Here is a 24636-nt window from a genome sequence, read left to right on the forward strand (position 1 = left end):
TTTTAATTATTCTAGTGCTAAATACATTATTAGTAAAAGCCCAAGACCCTACAAATCCTGGTAAACAATATATCCCGAACATAACTACAGCTTCCCCTCAGGTTGCATCTATGAGTAAGGTAGGCGAAATCCCTATAGATATCTCTACTGGCAGAATAAACTACACAATTCCAATATTTGAAATTCAAGAAGGGGGTTTTACTATGCCAATCAATTTATCATATAATTATTCAGGATTGTTGCTGGATGAAACTCCTGGTTATGCTGGTGTAGGCTGGACTTTTAATATTGGAGGTTCTATTTTGCACACTATTAATGGTCTAAATGATGAAGTTTTTGAAAGTAATAAAGCAATAATTGATGCCTATGTGAATAAGCAACCTCCATTTGATAGTTATACAKAAAAGCAAACGTATGAGTTTTTGAAAAGTGTTTCTGATGGAGTATTTGATGGAGAACCTGATAAATACACAATAAACGTTGGAAATATTAACTGTAGTTTTTACTTAGATAAGAATAACAACCCTATTTTTTTGAAGAATGAAAATTATAAAATTATCGGAAATTCGTCAACTGGATTCACATTGGTTGATGATCAGGGAATTAATTATATTTTTAACCTTCCAATAACTGCAACTAGAATTCAGGGTACCGAAGAACTTGATTATAACTCTTCTTTTTTATTAACAGAAATTAATTTCCCAAAAACGAATAATAAAATCATATTTGAATATGGTAATATAAGTTCTTATAATGACACCAATCAAAGCCAATCATTAATTATAGCTACGAATGACTTAGGCAATCCAATTGCTACTCAAAATTTAATTAGGAATAACATAACAAATATTAATATTTCTAATAGAACTCTGAATAAGATAATAACGAATGGTTATACAATAGAATTAGAATACGATCAAAACCCAAGTGAAGAGTCTGTTAGTGTCATAAAAAAATTACTCTTAAAAAACAATTCAGGAGATATAGTTAAGAACTATTCTTTTGCATATTCAAATTGGGTAGATAGAAGAAGGAATTTATTGAATGTTGCATACAATGGTGAAATTACAAACCAAATGGAGTATGACATGACTACTGATTATCCCAATTCAACACTTCTAAATTATCATTATAAAAAAGATTTGTGGGGATATTACAATAAAAATGTTACTGCTGTTACCTCTTCAACAGCACCTACTGATAATCCGAGTATAAAACCTGATTTTGCCAGTACAAAAATTGGAGCGTTGAAAAAGATTACCTATCAAACGAAGGGGTATTCTGTTATTGATTATGAGCCCAATAGTGTTTATTTAGCTTCTAATAATTATAATCTTCCTTATGATGCAGACAGCACTCTGTATACCCCATTATCTGCTGCAACCAATGCAAATACTGGAATTACAGTAGAAAAGACATTTACTGTTAATTCGGTTCCTGCAGAAATAGTATTTAATTATACTTTAGCCAATAATACAAGTATTATGCCTTTTGATGATAGAAGTGCAACTATTTCCATATTTTTAGAAGGACAAGAAAATACCCCAATATTTAGAGATAATCAAAATTGGGCTTGGGAAAATAGATGGATTCCTACTGACTTAAACAAAACTGGGGCTAACCAAAAAAATGTTATTAATCAATTAGGGACTTACCACCTAAAGGCCGCTTCAACTGTTGGTGCTTCTAGTTCGTTAACCGCAACGTTAAAACAAAGACCAAATTCCTTCAATCAAACTGTTGGAGGGCTGAGAGTTAAACAAGTCCAAAATTGTGATTTTAGTAATCAATGTTTAAGTACAGTATATAATTATTCTCAAGCGAATAATAGTACAGGAGTAATGCTTCAAAAACCAGAATTTTATTCAGGGTATTTTATTGCTGACAGTAAAGATTGCCCTCAAGGCTCTTATGTTAAAACAGATTATTATAACTACAATAGTATTTTTCCATTATCAAATTTTAGAGGTAGTCCAGTCCTTTATAAGATGGTAGAAAAAATGGATGTTTCTCAAGACGGAACCAATAATGGGAAAATAATATTTACTTATTTAGGAATGCCAACGTTGAATTCTTTACAAGATCAGGAAACCTATTTAATTGATGGCTTGCTTGATTCTAAAACGATAAAGGATCAAGCAAATATAGCTGTACAAAGACAAAAAAACGGTTATTTATTTGAGAAGAACCCAGATGTTTCAAAATATGTATATTCTTTAGAATCAAAACATGTTATGGAGAAATTATATTCAGGCGGAACTGGAATTGGCTCAGGTTGTGGGCCAGCATATTTTTCGCCTTTAAATTATTTTAAATACGGTTGGAAAGCAATTAGAGCCAAAAATTATAAATTAGTACAAGAAGAAAATACAAATTATTATCATGGTGATTCTTTAGTTCAGGTTACCACATATGATTATAATTTAAACTCAAGTTTTTTAAAAAGTCAAAAGTTAACCAACTCAAAAGGAGAAGCTTTGGAAACCAAATATTTTTATCCACAAGACTCCGAAATGGCAGCTGAGCCCTTCCGAAATGAGTTAATCTCTAAAAATATGATCGGGATACTTCTTGATACACAAACTTTAAGGCAAGGGGTAAAATTATCAGAACAAAAAACAGTTTATGATAAAAGTATTGCAACAAGTAATTTATTATTACCAGGATCTATTGGTCTTAACAAAGGAGTAAATGCTATCGATTTAAGTCTGGATAAAAAAATCACCTATGATCAATACGATGACAAAGGGAATATTTTGCAGTACACATTAGAAAGCGGAATTCCTGTAAGTATTATTTGGGGTTACAACAAAACACAGCCCATAGCCAAAATAGAGAATGCCACTTATAGCCAAGTCTCCAGTTATGTTGCTGCGTTACAAACAGCAAGTGATAATGGATCTTTGACCGAAAGTTCTTTTAGCAGTTTGAGATCCAATCTTTCCAACTCTATGGTAAACACCTACACTTATAAACCACTTATTGGAGTAAGCTGTGTAACTGATCCTAAGGGGAACTCTACTTACTATGATTATGATGAATTTAATAGGTTAAAATTTATCAAAGATCAGGATTTAAATGTTTTGCAACGATATTGCTACAATTACAAAGGGCAAGTTATAAATTGTTCTCAAATAAGTGTTATCACTTATACAAGCACAGCCAAAAGCGGTACTTACACAAAAAACAATTGCAGTGCAGGGGGTATTGGCTCATCAGTAATCTATAACGTTGCGGCTGGTGTCTATACCTCTATCATATCGCAGGCTGATGCGGATACAAAAGCCCAAAATGATGTCACCGCAAACGGCCAAATTTATGCCAATGCAAACGGAACCTGTACCTTTAAGAGTATAGCCCAAAGCGGTTCTTTCACAAGGAATAATTGTGTGGCTGGAGGCGTTGGATCCAGTGTGAGCTACAGCCAAGCTGTTGGTGCTGTTACATCGATTATTTCCCAGGCCGATGCCGATGCATTAGGACTGACTAAATTTAATACGGACGGCCAGAATAATGCCAATGCAAACGGAACCTGTACCTTTAAGAGTATAGCCCGAAGCAGTTCTTTTACAAGGAATAATTGTGCATCTGGAGGCGTTGGCGCAACAGTTAGTTATAGTCAAGCTTTAGGCGCGGTTACATCGATTATTTCCCAGGCCGATGCCGATGCATTAGGACTGACTAAATTTAATACGGACGGCCAGAATAATGCCAATGCAAACGGAACCTGTACCTTTAAAAGCATAGCCCGAAGCAGTTCTTTTACAAGAAATAATTGTGCAGCAGGAGGCGTTGGATCAAGTGTGAGCTACAGCCAGGCTTTAGGCATGGTTACATCGATTATTTCCCAGGCCGATGCCGATGCATTAGGACTGACAAAATTTAATACTGACGGACAGAATAATGCCAATGCAAACGGAACCTGTAGCTTTAAAAGCATAGCCCGAAGCGGTTCTTTCACAAGGAACAATTGTGCATCTGGAGGCGTTGGATCCAGTGTGAGCTACAGCCAGGCTTTAGGTGCGGTTACATCGATTATTTCGCAGGCTGATGCCGATGCATTAGGACTGACAAAATTTAATACAGACGGCCAAAATAATGCCAATGCAAACGGAACCTGTACCTTTAAGAGTATAACCCGAAGCAGTTCTTTTACAAGGAATAATTGTGCATCTGGAGGCGTTGGGTCCAGCGTGAGCTACAGCCAGGCTTTAGGCGTGGTTACATCGATTATTTCCCAGGCTGATGCCGATGCATTAGGACTGACAAAATTTAATACTGACGGCCAGAATAATGCCAATGCAAATGGAAGCTGTACTTACAGCAGTGCTGCGCGAAGCGGTTCTTTCACAAGGAATAATTGTGCGGCAGGAGGCGTTGGATCCAGCGTGACCTACAGCCAGGCTTTAGGAGCTGTTACGTCTATTATTTCCCAGGCCGATGCCGATGCATTAGGACTAACAAAATTTAATATAGACGGCCAGAATAACGCCAATGCAAACGGAACTTGTACTTACAGCAGTGTCGCGCGAAGCGGTTCTTTCACAAGGAATAATTGTGCAGCAGGAGGCGTTGGATCTAGTGTTCCTTTTAGCCAGGCAGCTGGCGCTGTTACGTCTATTATTTCGCAGGCCGATGCCGATGCAATTGGCCTGTCAAAATTTAATACGGACGGCCAGAATAATGCTAATGCAAACGGAACCTGTACTTACAGCAGTGCTGCACAAAGCAGTTCTTTCACAAGAAACAATTGTGCATCTGGAGGCGTTGGGTCCAGTGTGAGCTACAGCCAGGCTTTAGGAGCTGTTACATCGATTGTTTCTCAGGCCGATGCCGATGCATTAGGACTGGCTAAATTTAATACCGATGGTCAAAACTATGCCAATGCAAACGGAAGCTGTACCTTTAAAAGTATTGCCCAAAGCGGTTCTTTCACAAGAAACAATTGTGCATCTGGAGGCGTTGGATCCAGTGTTAGCTACAGCCAAGCTTTAGGCGTGGTTACATCGATAATTTCGCAGGCGGACGCCGATGCATTAGGACTGGCTAAATTTAATACGGATGGACAAAACTATGCAAATGCAAATGCAAACTGCACGTTTAGCAGTGTTGGATTTAATGGTTCATTTGCGAAAAACAATTGTGAAGCAGGAGGAATTGGATCTAGTGTTCCTTTTAGCCAAGCTGCTGGAGCTGTTACTTCAACTGTTTCTCAGGCTGATGCTGACACTAAAGGTCTCAATAAATTTAATACTGATGGACRGGCTAATGCCAATTCCAACTCATCGGCAACGTGTACTTTTTATAGTGCCGCTAAATCCATAACAGCCAATAAAAACAATTGCGGTACAGGTAAAGGCGGTTCTGCGGTAACCTATACAGTTCCTGCCGGAACATATAGTTCAACTATTTCTCAATCAAATGCTGACTTGCTGGCTCAAAACGATATTAGTCTCAATTCACAAACCTATATAAATGCAAATGGAACTTGCTCATCTGAGACTTACAGTGTTTCTATGTTAGATTATGATCCGATGATGTCTAAGATTTGGGTAAGCGCTAGCTGCAACTCGGCAAGCCATATAGAGAGAACAATTTCTGTAACTATACGATATCAGTATCAAGTTAATAAAACAGCTACTATAACTAAATATTTTGTTTTACCTGCAAATTCAACTGGTACAACATTTACAGTTGTCTTGACCTTTGTCGGAGAACCAGTGATTCAATCATTTACTATTAATTAATTCTTAGTATTTAAAAATATAAAGAAATCCAAATGAAAAAATATATACTATTATTAATCCTGTTATTCTTTACCTATATTGGTAAATCTCAGACTTTTAGTGATGATAATTTTGTTTATGGTGCCACACCTAAAAAAGCAGTACAGATTGCTAATTACGATAGTTTAAGTAAAGATGATATCAATCAAAATGTAACTTATTTTGACGGATTGGGTAGACCTAAACAAACTATCGCCATTAATCAAGGGGGAAGCGGCTCAAATATTGTCACACATATCGAGTACGATGGCTTTGGCAGGCAAGTCAAAGATTATCTGCCCTATGTATCAACGCAAACTACTTCTGCTCTTATAGATCCTGCAACTTTAGTGCCTAACATCATTACGCAATATCAAACAAATTATGGCAGCATTAATGGGAATCCATTCTCGGAGAAAAAATTAGAGTCCTCACCGCTCAGCAGGGTTTTGAAACAAGCAGCTCCCGGCAATGACTGGGCAATGAATGGCGGACATGAAATAAAACTGGATTACCAGACCAATACAACAGATACTGAGGTAAAATTATACAAAGCTACTGCAACATGGAATGCTGGATCGGGTTTGTATGACATTTCGTTTTCAGATGCAGGAAATTATGCCGTTAACCAGCTGTATAAAACCATTACCTATGATGAGAATTCAGCTGCTGCTCCAACAGATGAAAAATTAGGAAGCACTGTGGAGTTTAAAAACAAAGAAGGACAGGTTGTTTTGAAACGAACGTATGAATCCAGTGCCAAATACGATACGTATTATGTGTATGACAGCTACGGAAACCTGACTTATGTTTTGCCTCCATTGTTTACTAACACGGCAGGACAGCTGGATGGATTGTGCTATCAGTACAAATACGACAACCGCAATCGTCTTGTGGAGAAAAAACTTCCAGGCAAGCAATGGGAGTTTATAGTGTATGATAAATTGGATCGTCCAGTCGCTACGGGACCTGCTTTATCACCATTCAAAGACGATACTGCGGTGGGGTGGCTAATCACCAAATACGATGCTTTTGGAAGACCCATTTATACAGGGTGGTATAACTTAGTTTCTAATTCAGCCAACAGAAAATCATTGCAGGACGCACAAAACAGCGCATCGGTTTTGTTCGAAACCAAACAAACTTCTGGAGCGATTGACGGTATTCCAGCTTATTATACTAATCTTGTTGCTCCAACAGTTTTCAAACTTCTTACTGTCAATTATTATGATAATTATGTCTTTCCTAATGTACCTGCTGTCCCTACTGCAGTAGAAGGACAAAATGTGTTGGTGAATACCAAAACTCTTGCCACTGGATCCTGGACTAGAGCCGTAACAACCCCTTCTTCGATTCTAGGAGAAACTGCTGCTGTTTTTTATGATGCCAAAGCAAGACCTATCCGCAATGCCGTGACAAACTATTTGGGAGGCTATACAAATACAGACAGTAAATTGGATGCCTTTTCGGGTCAATTGCAATACACGATAAACAAGCACAAACGCACCACTGCCGATACCGAACTTGTCTTAAAAGAGACGTTTACCTATTCACTGCAAGACCGTCTGCTTACTCACACCCATCAAATAAATGGCGGTGCCATACAGCTGTTAGCAGACAACACCTATGATGAATTAGGACAGCTCACCAGTAAAAAAGTGGGTAATACCAGCAGTATGCCATTGCAGAAAGTAGATTATGCCTATAATATAAGAGGCTGGCTTACGGGAATCAACAACGACCCCACTAACAACTTGGTATTGAACACCAACGAAAAAGATTTGTTTGGATTTAAGATCAATTACAATACTATAGCAGGAACTGTCGCGAATGTAAAGCCGTTGTACAACGGAAATATAGCCGAAACGTATTGGAGAACCGATGCTCCCCTCCGGAAATATGGATATGTTTATGATAATTTAAACCGTTTGAAAAGTGCCGTTTATCAAAAACCAGGCGATGCGATTCCTGTGTCTGGGGCTTATAATGAGAGTTTAAGCTATGATAAGAACGGCAATATAATATCTCTTCAGCGTTTTGGAACCAGTGATGCACCTAGCCAAGTTTTTCAAATTGATGATTTGGGATATGAGTATAGCACAACCAATGGCAATCAGCTTACAAAAGTAACTGACGGGGCCAATGGTAATAATGCTGAAGGTTTTATTGACGGTAACAAAACAGGAGATGATTTTACCTATGATTCCAACGGTAATTTGATAACGGACAAAAACAAAAATATAACCGCCATAGTTTACAATCATCTCAACTTACCCACCAAAATAACCTTTGGAACGACAGGGACAATTGAGTATATTTACAACGCTTTAGGGCAAAAATTAGAGAAAATTGTAACCCAAGGCACAACGGTAACCAGTACTAATTATTTAGGAGGGTATCAATATATCAAACCGAATTTAGGAACTTGGGCATTGCAGTTTTTCCCAACAGTAGAAGGATATGTAAAGAATACTGTTGTAAACAGTGCAAATAATTACAGCTATGTTTTTAATTATACGGATCATTTAGGAAACGTACGATTGAGTTACAGTGATGCCGATAAAAATGGAACTATTGCAACAACAGAGATTGTAGATGAGAATAATTATTATCCTTTTGGGTTAAAGCATATTGGTTACAATGGTTATGTACCTACGGGTTATAAGTATAAATACAACGGAAAAGAACTGCAAGACGAGCTGGGACTTAACATGTATGACTTCGGAGCTAGAAATTATGACCCTGCACTTGGGCGTTGGATGAATATTGACCCACTAGCAGAAGTATCAAGAAGATTTAGTCCATATACATACGCACTTAATAATCCTGTGTTTTTTATAGACCCTGATGGTATGAAAGCAGAAGCAGGACAATCTGGAAATTATTACGATTGGGATGAAAAACAGTATAAAAATAAAGATACTGGTGCAACAGTAACAGCAGGGGAAGCGATTGCAAGTCATAGTAGTGAATCAGGCGGTGGTGGTGATCCTCCAAAAAAAGGTAAACCTAGTTTTTTTAAACAAATGCTGTTAGCTGTTCCTGTTTTAGGTGCTACAATTGATAGCAGTGACAAATTAGTTGAAGGAGATTATTGGGGTTCTGCTTCTAGTTTTGGAATAGGAGTTCTTGATTTATTTACTCTTGGCTTTGCTAGTGAATATAAAATTGGAACAAAAGCTGTAACAGTTGGGGCAGAAGAAGCTTTAGCCAAAAGCACTCTTAAAAATGGAAGCCTTGTAAAAATAGGAGCAGTTGAAGATGATGTAATGATGTTTTCTTCCAAGATTGGAAATGAAACTGTAGAAGGGATTACAAATTTTACTGTAAAAGAAGGTAAATTATATTTAAATCAATTACACTTGCAGGGGTCTTCTGCTGGAAAGGTCGGTAGAGAATCTTTGTGGGACATAGCAAGAGATTTGGGACGTCAATACAATGTAAAGGAAGTAATAATACAAGGAGGAAGAAGGACTACGGGTAAGTACAAAGGACAAATTCCGTCTCCAATAACAATTAAAGTACATTAAATTATGGCAAAAATAATGCTAGAAAGCTGGCGTGAAGGATTAGAGAAGATATCCCTCACAAAATTGCAAATGGATAAATTAGGAATATCTTTAAAGCAATCTAAATCTAATGTAGATTCTCTTTTAGATAACGTAAAAGTAATTTTAGAGATTGATGATGAAAATTTAGCAAAAGAGTTTCTGAAAGATGCAGAAAAAATTGGAGTTAATTGTAAAATTTTATGAGCAATGATAATGGTGATGCCCCGTTCTTTTCACACGACTCTTTTATAAAAACGGGTTCCATATAAGGAATTCCTAGTAGATATAAGAGTTAAAGGAAACAATCTAAATTTGTTTTATTAAAAGAGAAAAACTTACAATTTTTACATTTATTTTGCTGATTTACTGTTATTCTTAGTGATTTTTGTTCTGCAAAATGAGTTTTATAGTCGCTAAGAGATATGCTTTTACCTTCAAAAGTTTCTTCTGGAGTATTAACCTGTGAAGAAAATTGTGGGCGAATTGTATTGTAAGTGAGAACATTTTCTACTAAATCACTTATAAGTTGTTTTCTATTTTCTAAATTTCGAGGCAGTAAAAATTAATGTTTGATTATTTTATTAAGAGCTTCAATTTTTGAATTGGAAAATGGAATGTCTTTCTGAGCAATTAGATGTTTTATATTATCATCTGTTGTTTGATTTGTTTTTGGGTGTTTTCAAAAAGAAATTAAGCCCAAAGCTGTTTTCTAACATAATTCAATTTTTTAAATTAATAAATATAGAATTATGACGTTCTTTAGTCAAGTTGTTAACCTATTTTACATGTTGTAAATCAGTATTTTAAGTGCTTTTTTATGGCAAAATTGTGGCACTTTTTGCTCCAGTGGCAAAATGCCACGAAACTGCCATATAAATTTGGAGCACTTTTAAAAATTTTGATAGTTGCAGGAAAAATAAAAAAGCCTGCAAATCCAAAAATTTGCAGGCTTTTAAAGGGTTTCGAGACATTTTGTGCGTTTTTGACAACTTTGAAAAGTTGGCTTTAAACGGTCCCAGTGGAATCGCCGGGAATCGAACCTAAGACCGAAAACCCGCACTATTGCCTTTATTTTACTTTTGTAAAACCGGGTCTGCCACGATTTTGCCATAAGTTTAAAAACTCCTTGAAATCTTGGTTGTTTTAAACTTTCCTGCATGAAACTGATTGACTTTAAAAGAACGACATAATTCAATGATTACTACAAAAGTAAACATTTTTTGGAACTATGAACTTATTGGCAAGTGATTAGTATATTCAAATCATTTTTGCAACTTCTGCCTGTAGTGTTCAAGGTGTTCTGTCTAGTGCCGAACAAATTCTGGATATAAGTTCTCAGACGGCAAAGTTTTGCAATGTACTATGATATAGAAATTTTGATTACATGTCAATTTTGTTTTACTAATGAAAGCACGACAAATGAATTGGTCGGTTTTTATTGGATTTTTTATATGGAAGGGGGTAATTCAGCTACTGCTTTTCCTTTTAGTGTTTCATTTACCAGATATCCAAGGAATGCTGCAAATGGAATAATATTCTGATCTACGCTGGCTTTTTCCAGTGCCTGCATGTATTCATCCCTTTTTTCAACTGGTATTACTGTCCATGGATATCCACCGGATGCCAGCATTGCATTTAAAAGAAAACGTCCCATTCGTCCATTTCCATCCATATAGGGATGAATAAATACAAATATGAAATGTCCTAAAACAGCACGTACCGAGGCTTCACTTTCTTGTTCAAGCAATTCAAAAAGAATTGGCATAGTATCACGCATAGCCTCGACGTTAAGCGGTGTGTGTTTAGAGTTGCCAATATAGACTTGATGATTTCGATATCCTGCCAGATCTGATGCTTTTAATATGCCAGCAGCTACACTTGGATCAAATAGTTCTCTGTACCATTTGGAATGATCTTTGTCTACTTCGATGCCGGGGTTTGCTCCCTTTAAGATTTCTTTAATTGTCTCTTTAACTTGTGTAAATGCTTGATAATAACCTCTTGCGGCCATCGCATCCCTTTGTTTTCGATCTTCCTCATTTTCTTTTGCATCCCATCTGCCACTGCTCACTTTGGCAATTAATTCCGGTGTTACACGATAGCGTTCAATTGATAATGAATGGTAAGCATCAGTAATAAAAATATCATCAATTTCTTTAAGATATGAATTAGTGTCTTTGGGTAGTCCGGGCTGGGCAGGAAAGATATTTATAATATCTTCGCGCATCTGCATCCACATTAAGCGAATGCGGTTTGCATATGGCGATCGTTCGCGCGGAGATAATTTGATATCAAGCTGATTGTTAAATGGGTCTTCTTCGCGAATATCGTAATCTGCTGCCTTGAATGTTTCAATGATTTGATCTGCTATTCTATCTCGATGTATATTGCGAAATGCGCCGGCTAAACGTCCAGCGAGTGTGGTATGTCCATTCTCCAGTAATATTGGCAATAACTCAGAGGCATCCCTGATCATTGAAAGTGTCGTACGGGCATCAATTGCATTGTGAGTATACAAAGAAGGGCTGCTATAGATAAGAGCACTCTGCAGATTGTACATCTTTATGCCTCTTTGTATCTCAATTTGATCTGGTGATGCTATATTGGTCTTTAGATTGAAAAGTGATGTATTGTATGGCAATGGGGTTGGTTTGTTGTTGCCTTCGGGGGAGCGTACAAGTAACTGCTGTGGCACTGACCAGTTTCCAGAATGTATAAGCAGTGATTGATCAGCAGATATACACCAGTTCTCCCCATATTTTTTATTAAGAAATTGAGAAATAAAATCCCAGTATGAACTAAACCAAGCAGTTGTTTCTCCTTCTTTTTCACTTGGGTCTGTTGCAATGTACCAGCCTTTGGAGACCTCTCGAATGAAGCCGTTTTTTACCAATAGCTGTCGATATTTTACATTAGGGATATCATCGGTATGTATCCCCACAATGTCCTTCTCTTGTTGGTCTTTAAGAAAAGTAAGTGCTTCTATAAATCTTTCTTTTGGTGTCGCCATTTTTAATTATATTATTGTTAACCATACTATAATTTTCTTAGAAATTTGCATACGTGGATACGTGATAAAATTAGTATATGCAAATGTATTAAAATTAGCAAACATAAACGTGATAAAATTAGTAAATACCAATGTGTTTGAATTAGTAAAATCGATAGTGCTAAAATTAGTAAATTTAAATCATGAAGAATATTTATATAAGTATTATTATTATTATTATTATTATTATTATTATTTTAGGTTTGATTAATGCCGAAGAAATTCTGGTTATAGGCTCTCAGACGACAAAGTTTTGCAATTTACTATGATTTATGATATAGAAATTTTGATTGCATATCAATTCAGAGAAAGTCTTACTGCTTTTTGTTTGGCTTTATTGTTATTTCCACTTCGCTTCGATAGCCTGGATGGTAGGATGGCCGGTAATAAATATAGCCCATTTGCTGCAACTCCTTAAAGTATTTATGGTAGGTTGGTAGCGTACTAACATGTGAAAGGGACATTATTTTGCTACGGCTCACTTTAATGATGCTTGTGTGTCCTTGTCTATAGGCGAGACAAAGAATTGCACTCAAAAGTGCAAAGTGCCAAACATTAAGCCTTTGATCCTCTTCCAAAATTGAGAGGTACTTATAAAGCTTTTTCAGTTTCATATTATTTTATATCGTTGAACAGATTCATTAAATCTGATTTGTTATAATAATATGATCCTAAAACTTTTTTGAAGCGCACTTTTTTCGTTATCCTGAGATTCTGTAACGATGCAGCAGACATATCCATCAATTTTCTGACAACGCGACTTTTAAGCCATTCTGGATTTAAGTTGTCGTTTTCTTTATTTTGGTTGGTCTCTATAATTTGTTTGAACTGCTCCACTAGCAATAGACCAAATTGTTTTAAATCATCTTTAGTTATATTGTCGTTCATCTTCTGCCTCCTGTTCTGTATTATTAAGTTGTGAGCTAAGTTATTACGTAATCTTTTTTGTTGCTTAAAAGTGGAGTTTAGGGTCACTGTTAGGCATTCAAAGTCCACATGTAACGCTTTGAAGTGCTAAACAATTTCTGCCTTTGCAGTATGAATCAAGAGATAATAAACATATGCTATAAAAAAACTCTTGCGATTTTCTATGGCTAAGAATGCGAAAAACAAAATAATTTTATAATTCGCTTAAAATTGTTTGGGAAGTAAATATTATTCGTAAATTTTACGAATGGAATAAAAGACCAAAATGGAAAAGACAAAAAAAGATTATTTTGCAGACCAGCAGACAGATTAGCCAGATTTGCAAAAGCATTAGGAAATCCTATAAGAATCGCTATTTTCCGATGCAGAAAATAACATTCCTTATTTTAATAGAGTTTTCAACTTTAGTGGTACAATTATGGTACAATTTAAAGCAAACTATCGCAAAACAAAACAAAGTATCCTTATCAAGATAACATAAACTCATAGGAGTTGTTTACACAAAAATAGTTATAAACTTTTAATATTGATTATATCATTGATATAAAAAAAGCTGAGTAATATATGATTAGAGTACTTACACATGAAGGTTAAAAAGTAAAAAGGTCAAAAATCTAAATATTAGATTTTTGACCTTTTTTCAATATCGTTTTGGATTTCTAAATAAGTTTTTACCCGACCAGACTTAATCCATTTCATTAACTCATGTCTATAAAAATAAATACGTTTACCTTGTTTATTAACTGGGATTTCCCTTTTACACACTTTACTATAAATTGTTGATACCGATAGATCCAAAAGTTTTGATGCTTCTTGAATGTTTAGAACTTCTTCTTTATTTTCTTCTACATTGGAAATTCTTACAATAAGTTTTTCCAAATGCTCTAATTTATCATGAATTTTGTTCATCATTATAGGTATTTGGTCAAAAGTAAATGGCTTCATGGTGATCGGTTATTTAAATCTCATGTAAAAGTATTTATTACCGACTTTGAAGATATAAGATGTCCTTAAAAAGGGGAGTTTGGCTTTTAATTTCTAATCATTATAGGTTATAGGACTATAAGAAATCTAATCCATTAAGGAGAAATGTTGGCTCTAATATTTGGTCTATTAGCCCCATCCGAATAAATTTGAACTATTGCATCGAAGATTTGTAAAAATTGAAAAATATTTCCAAGTAGTATTTGTTCTTATCTTTAGTTACTGTTAAGTTATCTTATTCAGTATTTTAAAATTTTTAATTTCAAAAGCATAAAATAAAAAAAAACTATTTTTACAGTCTTGAAACTTACAAACACCATATTGTCAATTATAATTCTGATTCTTTCCTGTATGCCTTGTGCAGATAAGGAACAAAATGTATCGTTTGAAAAAATGACTATAAACAATAGTTCAAAGCAACATCACAATAAAGATATTTGCTCCCCTTTATGTGTTTGTAGTTGCTGTGGATGTCAAGGTCACGTTCACAACACTATTTGTTCTTATAATATCTTTTCGGTTAAAACTATAATTGATAAAAATCTTCCTGAATACAAATCAATTATTACTTCCAATTTCTTCGGGAGTATTTGGCTGCCCCCACAAATTATTGCTTAATTTTTTTGATGATTAAAAGAATACAATTCTACTTGATAGAGTTAGTTACAAAGTTTTCTTTATTTAAATTAATTACAGTTATAGATATAATAATGGCAAAGCAAAAAACAAAAAGACCGAACAACCCTAAACCTAAATCCAAAAAGCCAATAACGGTTTACACTGTTATTCGTACTATAATGATAATACTACTTTTGTTGCTTTTGTTATTGGGAGTTGCTGCAAAATATTGGTACTACTACAATAAATATTACAAATAATTAATAATCATTATAAATAATTTATTAATTATAAAAATAAAAATCATATTTTTACAGTCTTGAAATTTACAAACATCATATTGTCAATTATCATCGTAGTACTTTCCTGTATGCCTTGTGCAGACAAGGAACAAGGCGTTTCGTCTGTAAAAGTAACTATAACCAATAGCTCAAAACAGCACCACGAAAAAGACACCTGTTCTCCTTTGTGCATTTGTAACTGTTGTGGTTGCCAAGGTTTCGCCTACAATACAATATGCAATTACAATTTTGTTGCCATTAAAAACATAATTGACAAAAAACTGCCTGAATACAAATCAATTCTTACTTCCAATTTCTACGGAAGCATTTGGCAACCGCCACAAATTAATGCTTAATTTTTTTTGATTAATGTTTAAATGAATGGCTATTAATGACTTGTGCATTAATAACACTATTAATTTTCATTAATCACTTTTACAGTATTTGATGCATTCAATTACTGTGAATTATAAATTAATTAATAAACATTAATCATTATAAATAGTGTTAAACAGAATCATTCATTTTAGTATAAATAATAAATTCATCATTGGTTTGATGACTTTATTCTTAATCATTTGGGGGGTTTGGAGTGCTTCCAAATTACCTATTGATGCAGTACCGGATATTACAAACAATCAGGTACAAATTATTACGCTTTGCCCCACTTTGGCAGGGCAGGAAGTGGAACAATTGGTAACTTTCCCAATAGAACAAAGTATTGCAAATCTTCCCGATTTAGAAGAAACCCGAAGTATTTCACGCTTTGGTTTATCAGTAATCACAGTCGTTTTTGATGATGATGTCAATATTTATTTTGCACGACAACTTATTAGTGAACGCCTCAAAGAAGCGATTAGTCAAATACCACAAGGAATAGGAACACCCGAATTAGGTCCCGTTAGTACAGGACTTGGCGAAGTGTACCAATATATTTTACATCCAAAAAAAGGAAGTGAAAATAAATATTCTGCAATGGATTTGCGATCTATGCAAGATTGGATAGTAGCAAGACAACTCAACGGAACTCCCGGAATTGCTGAAATAAATAGTTTTGGTGGTAAATTAAAGCAATATGAAGTTGGCGTGAACCCAAATCGCTTAAAAGCAATGGGAGTAACAATTCCTGATATTTTTAATGCTTTAGAAAAAAACAATCAAAATACAGGCGGTGCTTATATTGACAAAAAACCAAGTGCTTATTTTATTCGTGGTGTTGGTCTGGTTACTTCTTTAGAAGACGTAAGAAATATTGTTGTGAAGAGCAACCCAAATAGTGTTCCTATTTTTATAAAAGACGTTGCTGATGTCAAGTTTGGAAGTGCAGTGCGTTATGGAGCAATGACTTATAACGGAAAAGTAGATGCAGTTGGTGGTATTGTAATGATGCTAAAAGGTGCAAACAGTAATGAAGTCGTACAAAGGATAAAAGACAAAATGATTGTCATACAAAAATCATTACCTGATGATGTAATCGTTGAACCATTTATTGATCGAAGCACCTTTGTAAACCGTGCCATTTCTACGGTTGAAAAAAACCTAATCGAAGGAGCATTAATAGTAATTTTTGTATTGGTTTTATTTCTTGGAAATCTTCGTGCAGGACTTATAGTAGCTTCGGCTATACCGCTTTCTATGTTGTTTGCTTTGGGATTGATGAAAGTTTTTGGAGTAAGTGCAAACCTAATGAGTTTGGGAGCTATAGATTTTGGATTAATTGTAGATGGTGCCGTAATTATCGTGGAAGCTTCTCTCTATTTTTTAGAACACAATAAAACTAAGGTAAAGCTGACCCAACCACAAATGGATCACGCCGTAGAATATAGTGCTAAAAAAATGATGAGTAGTGCCGCTTTTGGCCAAATCATTATTATGATTGTTTATTTTCCGATTTTATCTTTAGTGGGAATTGAAGGGAAAATGTTTGGACCAATGGCAAAAACAGTTTCGTTTGCCATTATTGGAGCAATGATCCTTTCATTGACCTATATTCCTATGATGAGTGCCTTGTTTTTACCTAAGCTTATCAGTCATAAAAAAACATTTTCAGACAAGATGATGGACTTTTTGTATAAAAAATACGAGCCTCTTTTGGTAAAGGTTATTGAGATAAAATACAAAATAGTTGGAATTACTGTTGCATTACTATTAGTTACCTTTTTTATTTTCAGCAAAATGGGCGGAGAGTTTATCCCAAATTTAGCGGAAGGAGATTATGCGTTTGAATTTAAAATGCCTCTCGAAACTTCTTTATCCCAAAGTATTGAAACCTCGATGCAAGGCGCAAGAATTGCAAAACAATTCGACGAAGTAAAAATTGTAGTGGGAAAAACGGGAGCTGGTGAAGTACCTACTGACCCAATGCCACCTGGAGCAACAGATATGATGATTATTCTAAAGCCGCAAGACGAATGGAAATCAGGTAGAACTTATGATGAATTGGGTGATGCAATAGAAGAAAAATTAAGTGTGATACCTGGTGTTTTTATCGAAAAAAGTCAACCGATTCAAATGCGTTTCAATGAATTAATGACTGGAATCAAACAAGATGTCGCTATAAAAATATTTGGAGAAAACTTGGACAGCCTTTCCGTATATGCAAAAAAAGTCGAAAATGTGATTGTAAATGTAAAAGGGGTTTCATCTCCTCAAGTAGAACAAGTAGATGGTTTGCCACAAATCAATATAGAATATGACCGTTTGCGAATTGCTAATTATGGTCTAAATGTAGAAGACATAAATAGTATTGTAAGTACTGCTTTTGCAGGAAAAGCTGCAGGTGTAGTTTACGAAAACGAGCGAAAATTTGATTTAGTGGTGCGGTTGGACAGTACATCAAGAAGAAGTATTGAGGACGTGAATAATTTATTGATACCGACACCTTCAGGAAATCAAATACCATTATCACAAGTGGCAAAAGTTGATTTTAAATTAGGCCCTGCGCAAATTAGTAGAGAAGCCGGAAAACGTAGAATCGTTATTGGTTTCAATATACAGGATAGAGATGTACAAAGTGTTGTTAAAGAAATTCAAGACAAATTAGCAACAAAAGTAAAATTGCCATCAGGCTATTATTTTACATACGGAGGAACATTTGAGAACTTACAAAAAGCATCAAATCGATTGATGATTGCAGTTCCTATTTCCCTATTATTGATTTTTATGCTTTTGTACTTTACATTCAATTCTATGAAACAAGCCAGTTTAATATTTTCTGCAATTCCAATGAGTGCCATTGGTGGTGTATTTGCATTAATCCTTCGCGGAATGCCTTTCAGTATTTCAGCAGGAATTGGTTTTATTGCATTGTTTGGAGTAGCTGTATTGAATGGAATTGTACTTATAGGCACATTCAACCAACTCGAAAAAGAGGGCTGGGATGACGTTATCAAACGTGTTATTGAAGGAACAAAAATCAGACTGCGCCCCGTTTTAATGACAGCTACCGTTGCCTCATTAGGTTTCTTACCAATGGCAATGTCACACAGTGCAGGTGCCGAGGTGCAAAAACCATTAGCAACTGTAGTAATTGGCGGACTGCTTTCAGCTACATTTTTAACTTTATTTGTGTTGCCTTTACTGTATATCATATTCAATACAAAAATTAAAATAAAAGGAAAATCGATAACAACAATTTTAGTTATTGGACTGTTTCTTTCATTCAACAATGGTCAGGCACAATCTCGCAAATCTATTGATGAAGTCTTAAATTTGGGTCTAAAGGATAATTTGCAATACAATATCAATCAGTCACAAATTACAAAAAACCAGCTTTTAATAAAAGGAAACAAGGAGTTTCCTAAAACGGGCATTTTTGTTGAGAACGAAGATCTTCGCCCTTCGGATAAAACCGGTATTTGGAAAATTGGTTTACAACAAGCTTTCTATATGCCGCAAGTAAACCAAGCCAAGAAGAATTACTATAGTGAGCAAACCAAGTACTACGAGGTTAACAAAGAAGTAATCAATACAGAGCTGAAAAAAAACATCCGTTCTGTTTATTACCAATTATGGTATTTGCAAGACAAGGCAGCTTTATATCAGCAATTAGACACTATTTATGCAGGCTTACTAAAAACGACCACCATAAAAGTAAAAACTGGAGAAAGCGCTGGTATTGAGAAGATTTCAGCAAACGTGAAGTTGAAAGAAATTGAAACAAACATCACGCAGCTTCAAAAAGAAATGGTAGTGCAACAGCAAGTACTAATGCAATTATTAAATAGCTCAGAAGCCATTTTGCCTCTTTCAAAATCTTTAGAAAAGTTGGAATATGGTTTGCAGAATTCAACCGAAAATCATCCAAGCCTTCTTTTATTGCAACAAAACATAGCGATTGCCAATAGTGAAATCGCTATTCAAAAAAGCAATAATTTACCTGAATTTTCCGGTCGTATTTTTTCACAGAAATTATATGGTGTAGATGACCCGTATAGTGGTTTTTCATTTTCAACATTATTCCCAATATTCGGAAGCGGTGCCAATCATAATAAAATAAAAGCCGCCAGAACCGAAAAGGAAGTACAAGAACAACAACTGCAATACAAAACGCAAATACTTAAATCTGACCTGACTCAACGTCAAACCGAAGTGGAAAAAAGCTTATCTGGTTTGCAATTTTATGAAACTTTGGGTTTGCAGCAAGCTGATGAAATTATCAAAGCCGCTAACCAATCCTACCGAGCTGGAGAAACAAGTTATGCTGATTTCTCATTGTATTTGAGTCAAGCCATCGAAATAAGGAAAAATTATTTAGACAATCTAAATGCCTACAACCACGCCATAATTGAATTCAATTATTTCACAAATAAATAAATTAAAAAAAATGAAATCTTTAAAATTATATAAGAATCCCCTTTTGTTGTTTGCCTCTTGTCTTTTGCTTGTTTCTTGCGGTAAGACCGAAACTAAGCCAGAAGAAGAACAAAAAGCAACAACAGAAGAAGCAGCTCCTACAATCGCGTCACTCACAGCCGAGCAAATAAAAACGGTAGACATACAATTCGGGACTATAGAACAAAAACAATTAACGGCAACACTCAGAGCCAACGGCGCATTGCGAGTGCCTAACAATAACAAAGCCAATGCCACTTCAATGTACGGGGGTGTTATAAAAACCATTAATGTACAGTTAGGTGATTTTGTAAAAAAAGGTCAAGTAATTGCTACAATAGCTAATCCACAATTTATACAATTGCAGGAAGAATATTTGAGTACTTCCAGTAAAATAATCTTTGCCGAACAAGAATTAGCAAGACAGAAAGAACTCAATGCAGGGAATGCGGGGGCATTAAAAAACTATCAAAATGCCGATGCAGAACTAAAATCAATTAGAACTCGCCGCGCTTCTTTGCAACAGCAAATTCAGTTAATGGGTATTAATCCAAATAGTTTAAACAATAGTAATTTGCGTTCTGCATTGTCAGTGACCAGTCCAATAACTGGCACCATAAGCAATGTGTTTTCCAAAATTGGAAGTTATGTTGATGTGTCTTCACCAGTTGCCGAAATTGTAGACAATTCACAACTGCATTTGGATTTGAATATTTTTGAAAAAGATTTGCCTATGCTAAAGGTGGGGCAAATTATACATTTTAGAATTACGAATAACTCAGGACAAGATTACAATGCCAAAGTGTATTCAATAGGTGCAGCCTTTGAGAATGACAGTAAAAGTATTCCTGTGCACGCTACCGTTCAAGGTAATAAAACGGGACTAATAGACGGAATGAATATAACTGCAATTGTAAGTTTAAATAATGTTACTACTGACGCAGTCCCTACTGATGCCATTGTAAGTGCAGATGGAAAGGAATATATTTTCGTTGTAACCGATAAAAAAGCGGAAGAAGAACCACAAGAAGAAGAAAACAAATCCGAAGAACCAAAAAGCAAGGAACCAACAACAAATTTTGAAAAAATTGAAGTAGCAATAGGCGTTTCTAATATGGGTTATACCGCTATAACATTGGTAAAAGAGGTTCCTGCAAATGCAAAAATTGTAACAAAAGGTGCATTTTTTGTAAATGCAAAATTAACCAACAAGGGAGAAGAATAAAGAGTAATCAACCCATTGGTGTAATTATTATAAATAGCAGTTCACTAAAATTTTAAAAACTAATTACCCTAATGGGTTAATAAATCTAAAAAATGAAACACCAACACAAATACGATGCAAACGGCAAACAGCTTTGTTGCACATTGGAAGAAAAAATAAATCACAAAACCGACAAACAAACTGGCTGTTGTACAACTCACAATGAACCTGAAAATCATTCGGACGATGATGGACACGACCATGATCATTCAACCGAAGGAAAGTCTACTTTTCAATTGTTCTTGCCAGCAATAATAAGTTTTGCGTTATTACTCATTGCTATTGGTTTTGACAACTATTTTCCTCAATCGTGGTTCACAGGATGGGTGCGTATTGCTTGGTATGGAGTAGCTTATGTACCTGTGGGTTTTCCTGTAATAAAAGAAGCTTTTGAAAGCATTCGTAATGGCGAAATATTTTCGGAATTTTTATTAATGGTAATTGCAACTATTGGAGCATTTGCCATTGGTGAATATCCCGAAGGTGTTGCTGTTATGTTATTTTATGCTGTTGGCGAAGTATTTCAAACATTAGCTGTTCAAAGAGCAAAAAGTAACATCAAATTATTATTGGATCAAAGACCTGATACCGCTACAGTAATCAAAGATGGAAATACTATTGATAAAAAAGCATCTGAAATTACTATCGGCGAAATCATCCAATTAAAACCTGGAGAAAAATTAGCTCTCGACGGAAAATTACTTTCTGACAATGCTTCCTTAAATACATCTGCTTTAACGGGTGAAAGTAAACCCGATACGAAACAAAAAGGAGAAACTGTTCTTGCCGGAATGATTAATCTAAATACTGTTGTTCAGGTGGAAGTTACAACTGCCTATTCTGATAGTAAACTCTCAAAAATCTTGGAAATGGTTCAGGATGCAACAGCGAAAAAAGCACCAACAGAACTATTCATCCGAAAGTTTGCTAAAATTTATACGCCTATAGTTGTTTTTTTAGCAATTGCAATTTGTGTGTTACCTATGCTTTTTGTCGATAATTATGTGTTTAGAGAGTGGTTATACAGAGCATTAGTTTTCTTGGTTATTTCTTGTCCTTGTGCGTTAGTAATTTCGATTCCTTTAGGATATTTTGGTGGAATTGGTTCCGCTAGTAAAAACGGAATCTTATTCAAAGGTTCTACTTTTCTCGATATAATGGCATCAATCCAAGTAGTGGTAATGGATAAAACAGGAACGTTGACCAAAGGTGTTTTCAAAGTTCAAAAAGTTGTAGCCGTTGATATTCCCGAAGCCGATTTAGTAAAATATACATCGGCACTCGAAACCAAATCTACTCATCCTGTTGGAACTGCTATTATTGAATATGCAAAAGGCGCTGAAAAAAGTGTAGTCGTTACCGATGTCGAAGAAATTGCAGGACACGGACTAAAAGGCAGAGTAGATGGAAACGAAATCTTGGCAGGAAACGTAAAATTGATGAAGAAATTCAACATCAGTTACGATGCTGAAATTGACAATACGCCATTTACAATAATCGTTATTGCTATCAATCAAAAATATGCAGGATACTTTCTAATTGCTGATGAAATCAAAGAAGATGCCAAACAAGCAATCCAAAGTTTGCATAAAATAAATGTAAAAACAGTAATGCTTTCAGGCGATAAACAAGCTGTTGTTGATGCTGTGGCAAAAGAGTTAAATATAGATCAGGCTTATGGTGATTTATTGCCTGAAAACAAAGTCGAAAAAGTCGAGGAATTAAAATCTCAAAACTTAAAAATTGCCTTTGTTGGCGATGGCGTAAATGATGCGCCAGTAGTTGCCCTTGCTGATGCAGGGATTGCAATGGGCGGTTTAGGCAGTGATGCAACAATTGAAACTGCAGATATTGTCATTCAAAATGACCAGCCTTATAAAATATTTACAGCGATAAACATCGGTAAAAAAACCAAGCAGATTGTTTATCAAAACATTGGTTTGGCTTTTGCGGTAAAAGCAATTGTTCTTGTTCTTGGAGCTGGTGGTTTGGCAACAATGTGGGAAGCCGTTTTTGCAGATGTAGGTGTAGCATTGCTTGCCATTTTAAACGCAGTTAGAATACAACGAATGAAGTTTTAAAAATTCGATTAAAATAATGCTCTTTTCAACGAGAAGCATTCAATATTTCAAGAAAAGAACAAATCGAATAAAAAATAAAAGGATTCAAACTATAATTAATAAAAAATCAGATATAACGGTTCAAAAACTTACAAATTGAGTTGATCTATAATAGCATTCATATAAATACTTTTTCCTGCTCAAATAAATCTATTTAAGCAGGAAATTTTTATATGCTATTTGAAAGACGTCAAATCTGAGATATACACCTGATAACAATATTAAATAAAATATTTTTAACATTACCAATGATTCAAACAAAGAAAAATATTTACAGCTTACTTTTTACATTGATGGGAATTGCAACATTTGCACAACAAATCAGCACCAGTAGTACTAACCAATTCTCATTTGACAACTCTTTATTAACTTTTAATTCTAGTATTGATAAATTAGAAAATGACAATACTAACAGTTATCCTTTTGACAAAGAGGATTCATTCCAATTAGACTCTTCTTTTTATGTTAAAGATTCCCTTGTATATCCACCTACAACAAAAGATTATAGAAAATTAGGATATAATACCGCTCTTTTCGCAGGTACTACTGTTGTTATTTACGGTGTTTTATTGTTGCTTCCTGAAAGCGTAACGAAATGGGACAAAGAAGAAATGAGAAAAAACGGAATTACAGCCAAATGGAAAGAGAATGTGAAAGCGGGTCCTGTAGTAGATAGTGACAACTTTTTTTTTAATTATGTTACCCATCCCTATGCTGGAGCGGTGTACTATATGACAGCTCGTAGTTGTGGCTTTAATATCTTTGAATCCTTTACTTATTCGGCTATAATGTCAACTTTCTTCTGGGAATACGGTGTTGAAGCTTTTGCAGAGATTCCTTCAGTGCAAGATTTAATTATTACACCTATTGTTGGTTCTGCAATGGGTGAGGGATTTTTTTATGCGAAGAAAAGCATTCTTAAAAATGATTCCAGAGTTTTAAATTCGCGCTTTTTAGGAAAAACGTCTTTATTTTTTATGGATCCATTTAATACTATAATGGATGGTTGCGGCTACAAGCAAAAGGTAAAAACACAACTTAATGTAGCTCCGGTAGGATTCAATCCATATACTAAAAATACTACATGGGGACTTAGTTTTTCGGCCAGTTTTTAATTTTTTTGAAATAAGCTTCCCTCTCAAGTAAAGCCCAACAAACCAGAACTCAACAAACTCTATTATTTTCATACCAATCCATCCCTCAAAGATAAAATGGTGATTCCCGTAATGATGTATCCTAAATTC

11 protein-coding genes are annotated in these 24636 nt (G+C 35.0%); 8 read left to right on the forward strand and 3 right to left on the reverse strand.

Annotated elements, in window-relative coordinates; translation table 11 throughout:
- The first annotated feature begins 14 nt into the window (after window positions 1–14).
- From AC1DVP_RS05600 to AC1DVP_RS05610, 3 genes are read left to right on the forward strand one after another with little or no spacing between them, the layout of a single operon-like run.
- Window positions 15–5747, forward strand: a complete 5733-nt coding sequence (locus AC1DVP_RS05600) for a DUF5977 domain-containing protein (RefSeq protein ID WP_477182553.1) — start codon at window positions 15–17, stop codon at window positions 5745–5747.
- Between the two features lie 32 nt (window positions 5748–5779).
- Complete coding sequence (locus tag AC1DVP_RS05605) at window positions 5780–9295, forward strand: DUF6443 domain-containing protein (RefSeq protein WP_477182554.1); 3516 nt, start codon at window positions 5780–5782, stop codon at window positions 9293–9295.
- A gap of 3 nt (window positions 9296–9298) precedes the next feature.
- Window positions 9299–9520, forward strand: coding sequence for a hypothetical protein (locus tag AC1DVP_RS05610; protein WP_477182555.1), 222 nt, complete (start codon window positions 9299–9301; stop codon window positions 9518–9520).
- Window positions 9521–10763: 1243 nt separating this feature from the next.
- On the opposite strand, the gene AC1DVP_RS05615 is transcribed toward AC1DVP_RS05610, so the two are convergent.
- From AC1DVP_RS05615 to AC1DVP_RS05625, 3 genes are all read right to left on the reverse strand, one after another.
- Complete coding sequence (locus AC1DVP_RS05615) at window positions 10764–12257, reverse strand: Fic family protein (protein WP_477182556.1); 1494 nt, start codon at window positions 12255–12257, stop codon at window positions 10764–10766.
- Window positions 12258–12980: 723 nt separating this feature from the next.
- Entirely contained in the window at window positions 12981–13253 is a 273-nt protein-coding gene (locus AC1DVP_RS05620) for a DNA-binding protein (RefSeq protein WP_477182557.1), read from the reverse strand.
- 660 nt (window positions 13254–13913) lie between these two features.
- Window positions 13914–14237 (reverse strand): helix-turn-helix domain-containing protein, encoded by a 324-nt coding sequence (locus tag AC1DVP_RS05625; RefSeq protein WP_100844376.1) that lies wholly within the window; start codon window positions 14235–14237, stop codon window positions 13914–13916.
- Window positions 14238–15213: 976 nt separating this feature from the next.
- Between AC1DVP_RS05625 and AC1DVP_RS05630 the strand changes: the two genes are divergently transcribed.
- The 5 genes from AC1DVP_RS05630 to AC1DVP_RS05650 all read left to right on the forward strand — a co-directional run bounded on the left by AC1DVP_RS05630 (window position 15214) and on the right by AC1DVP_RS05650 (window position 24507).
- The gene (locus AC1DVP_RS05630; protein ID WP_369829038.1) at window positions 15214–15531 is read left to right on the forward strand and encodes a DUF6660 family protein; all 318 of its coding nucleotides are present in this window, start codon (window positions 15214–15216) and stop codon (window positions 15529–15531) included.
- A 148-nt stretch (window positions 15532–15679) separates the two neighbouring features.
- The gene (locus tag AC1DVP_RS05635; protein WP_477182558.1) at window positions 15680–19990 is read left to right on the forward strand and encodes a CusA/CzcA family heavy metal efflux RND transporter; all 4311 of its coding nucleotides are present in this window, start codon (window positions 15680–15682) and stop codon (window positions 19988–19990) included.
- A 10-nt stretch (window positions 19991–20000) separates the two neighbouring features.
- A complete protein-coding gene (locus tag AC1DVP_RS05640) occupies window positions 20001–21233 on the forward strand; it encodes an efflux RND transporter periplasmic adaptor subunit (protein WP_100845074.1) in 1233 nt (410 codons plus the stop codon).
- Window positions 21234–21325: 92 nt separating this feature from the next.
- Window positions 21326–23353 carry a heavy metal translocating P-type ATPase gene (locus AC1DVP_RS05645; RefSeq protein WP_100844378.1) on the forward strand — a complete coding sequence of 676 codons (2028 nt, stop codon included), beginning with the start codon at window positions 21326–21328 and terminating at the stop codon, window positions 23351–23353.
- 287 nt (window positions 23354–23640) lie between these two features.
- Window positions 23641–24507 (forward strand): DUF3943 domain-containing protein, encoded by an 867-nt coding sequence (locus tag AC1DVP_RS05650; protein WP_100844379.1) that lies wholly within the window; start codon window positions 23641–23643, stop codon window positions 24505–24507.
- The last annotated feature ends 129 nt before the right edge of the window (window positions 24508–24636 follow it).

Source organism: Flavobacterium sp. P3_A6, from assembly GCF_056403035.1.

Bases quoted from the DNA above. Each gene is read 5' to 3' on its own strand.
- AC1DVP_RS05605 (WP_477182554.1), top strand. From the start codon at position 5,780: ATGAAAAAATATATACTATTATTAATCCTGTTATTCTTTACCTATATT.
- AC1DVP_RS05610 (WP_477182555.1), top strand. From the start codon at position 9,299: ATGGCAAAAATAATGCTAGAAAGCTGGCGTGAAGGATTAGAGAAGATA.
- AC1DVP_RS05620 (WP_477182557.1), bottom strand. From the start codon at position 13,253: ATGAACGACAATATAACTAAAGATGATTTAAAACAATTTGGTCTATTG.
- AC1DVP_RS05625 (WP_100844376.1), bottom strand. From the start codon at position 14,237: ATGAAGCCATTTACTTTTGACCAAATACCTATAATGATGAACAAAATT.
- AC1DVP_RS05640 (WP_100845074.1), top strand. From the start codon at position 20,001: ATGAAATCTTTAAAATTATATAAGAATCCCCTTTTGTTGTTTGCCTCT.
- AC1DVP_RS05645 (WP_100844378.1), top strand. From the start codon at position 21,326: ATGAAACACCAACACAAATACGATGCAAACGGCAAACAGCTTTGTTGC.
- AC1DVP_RS05650 (WP_100844379.1), top strand. From the start codon at position 23,641: ATGATTCAAACAAAGAAAAATATTTACAGCTTACTTTTTACATTGATG.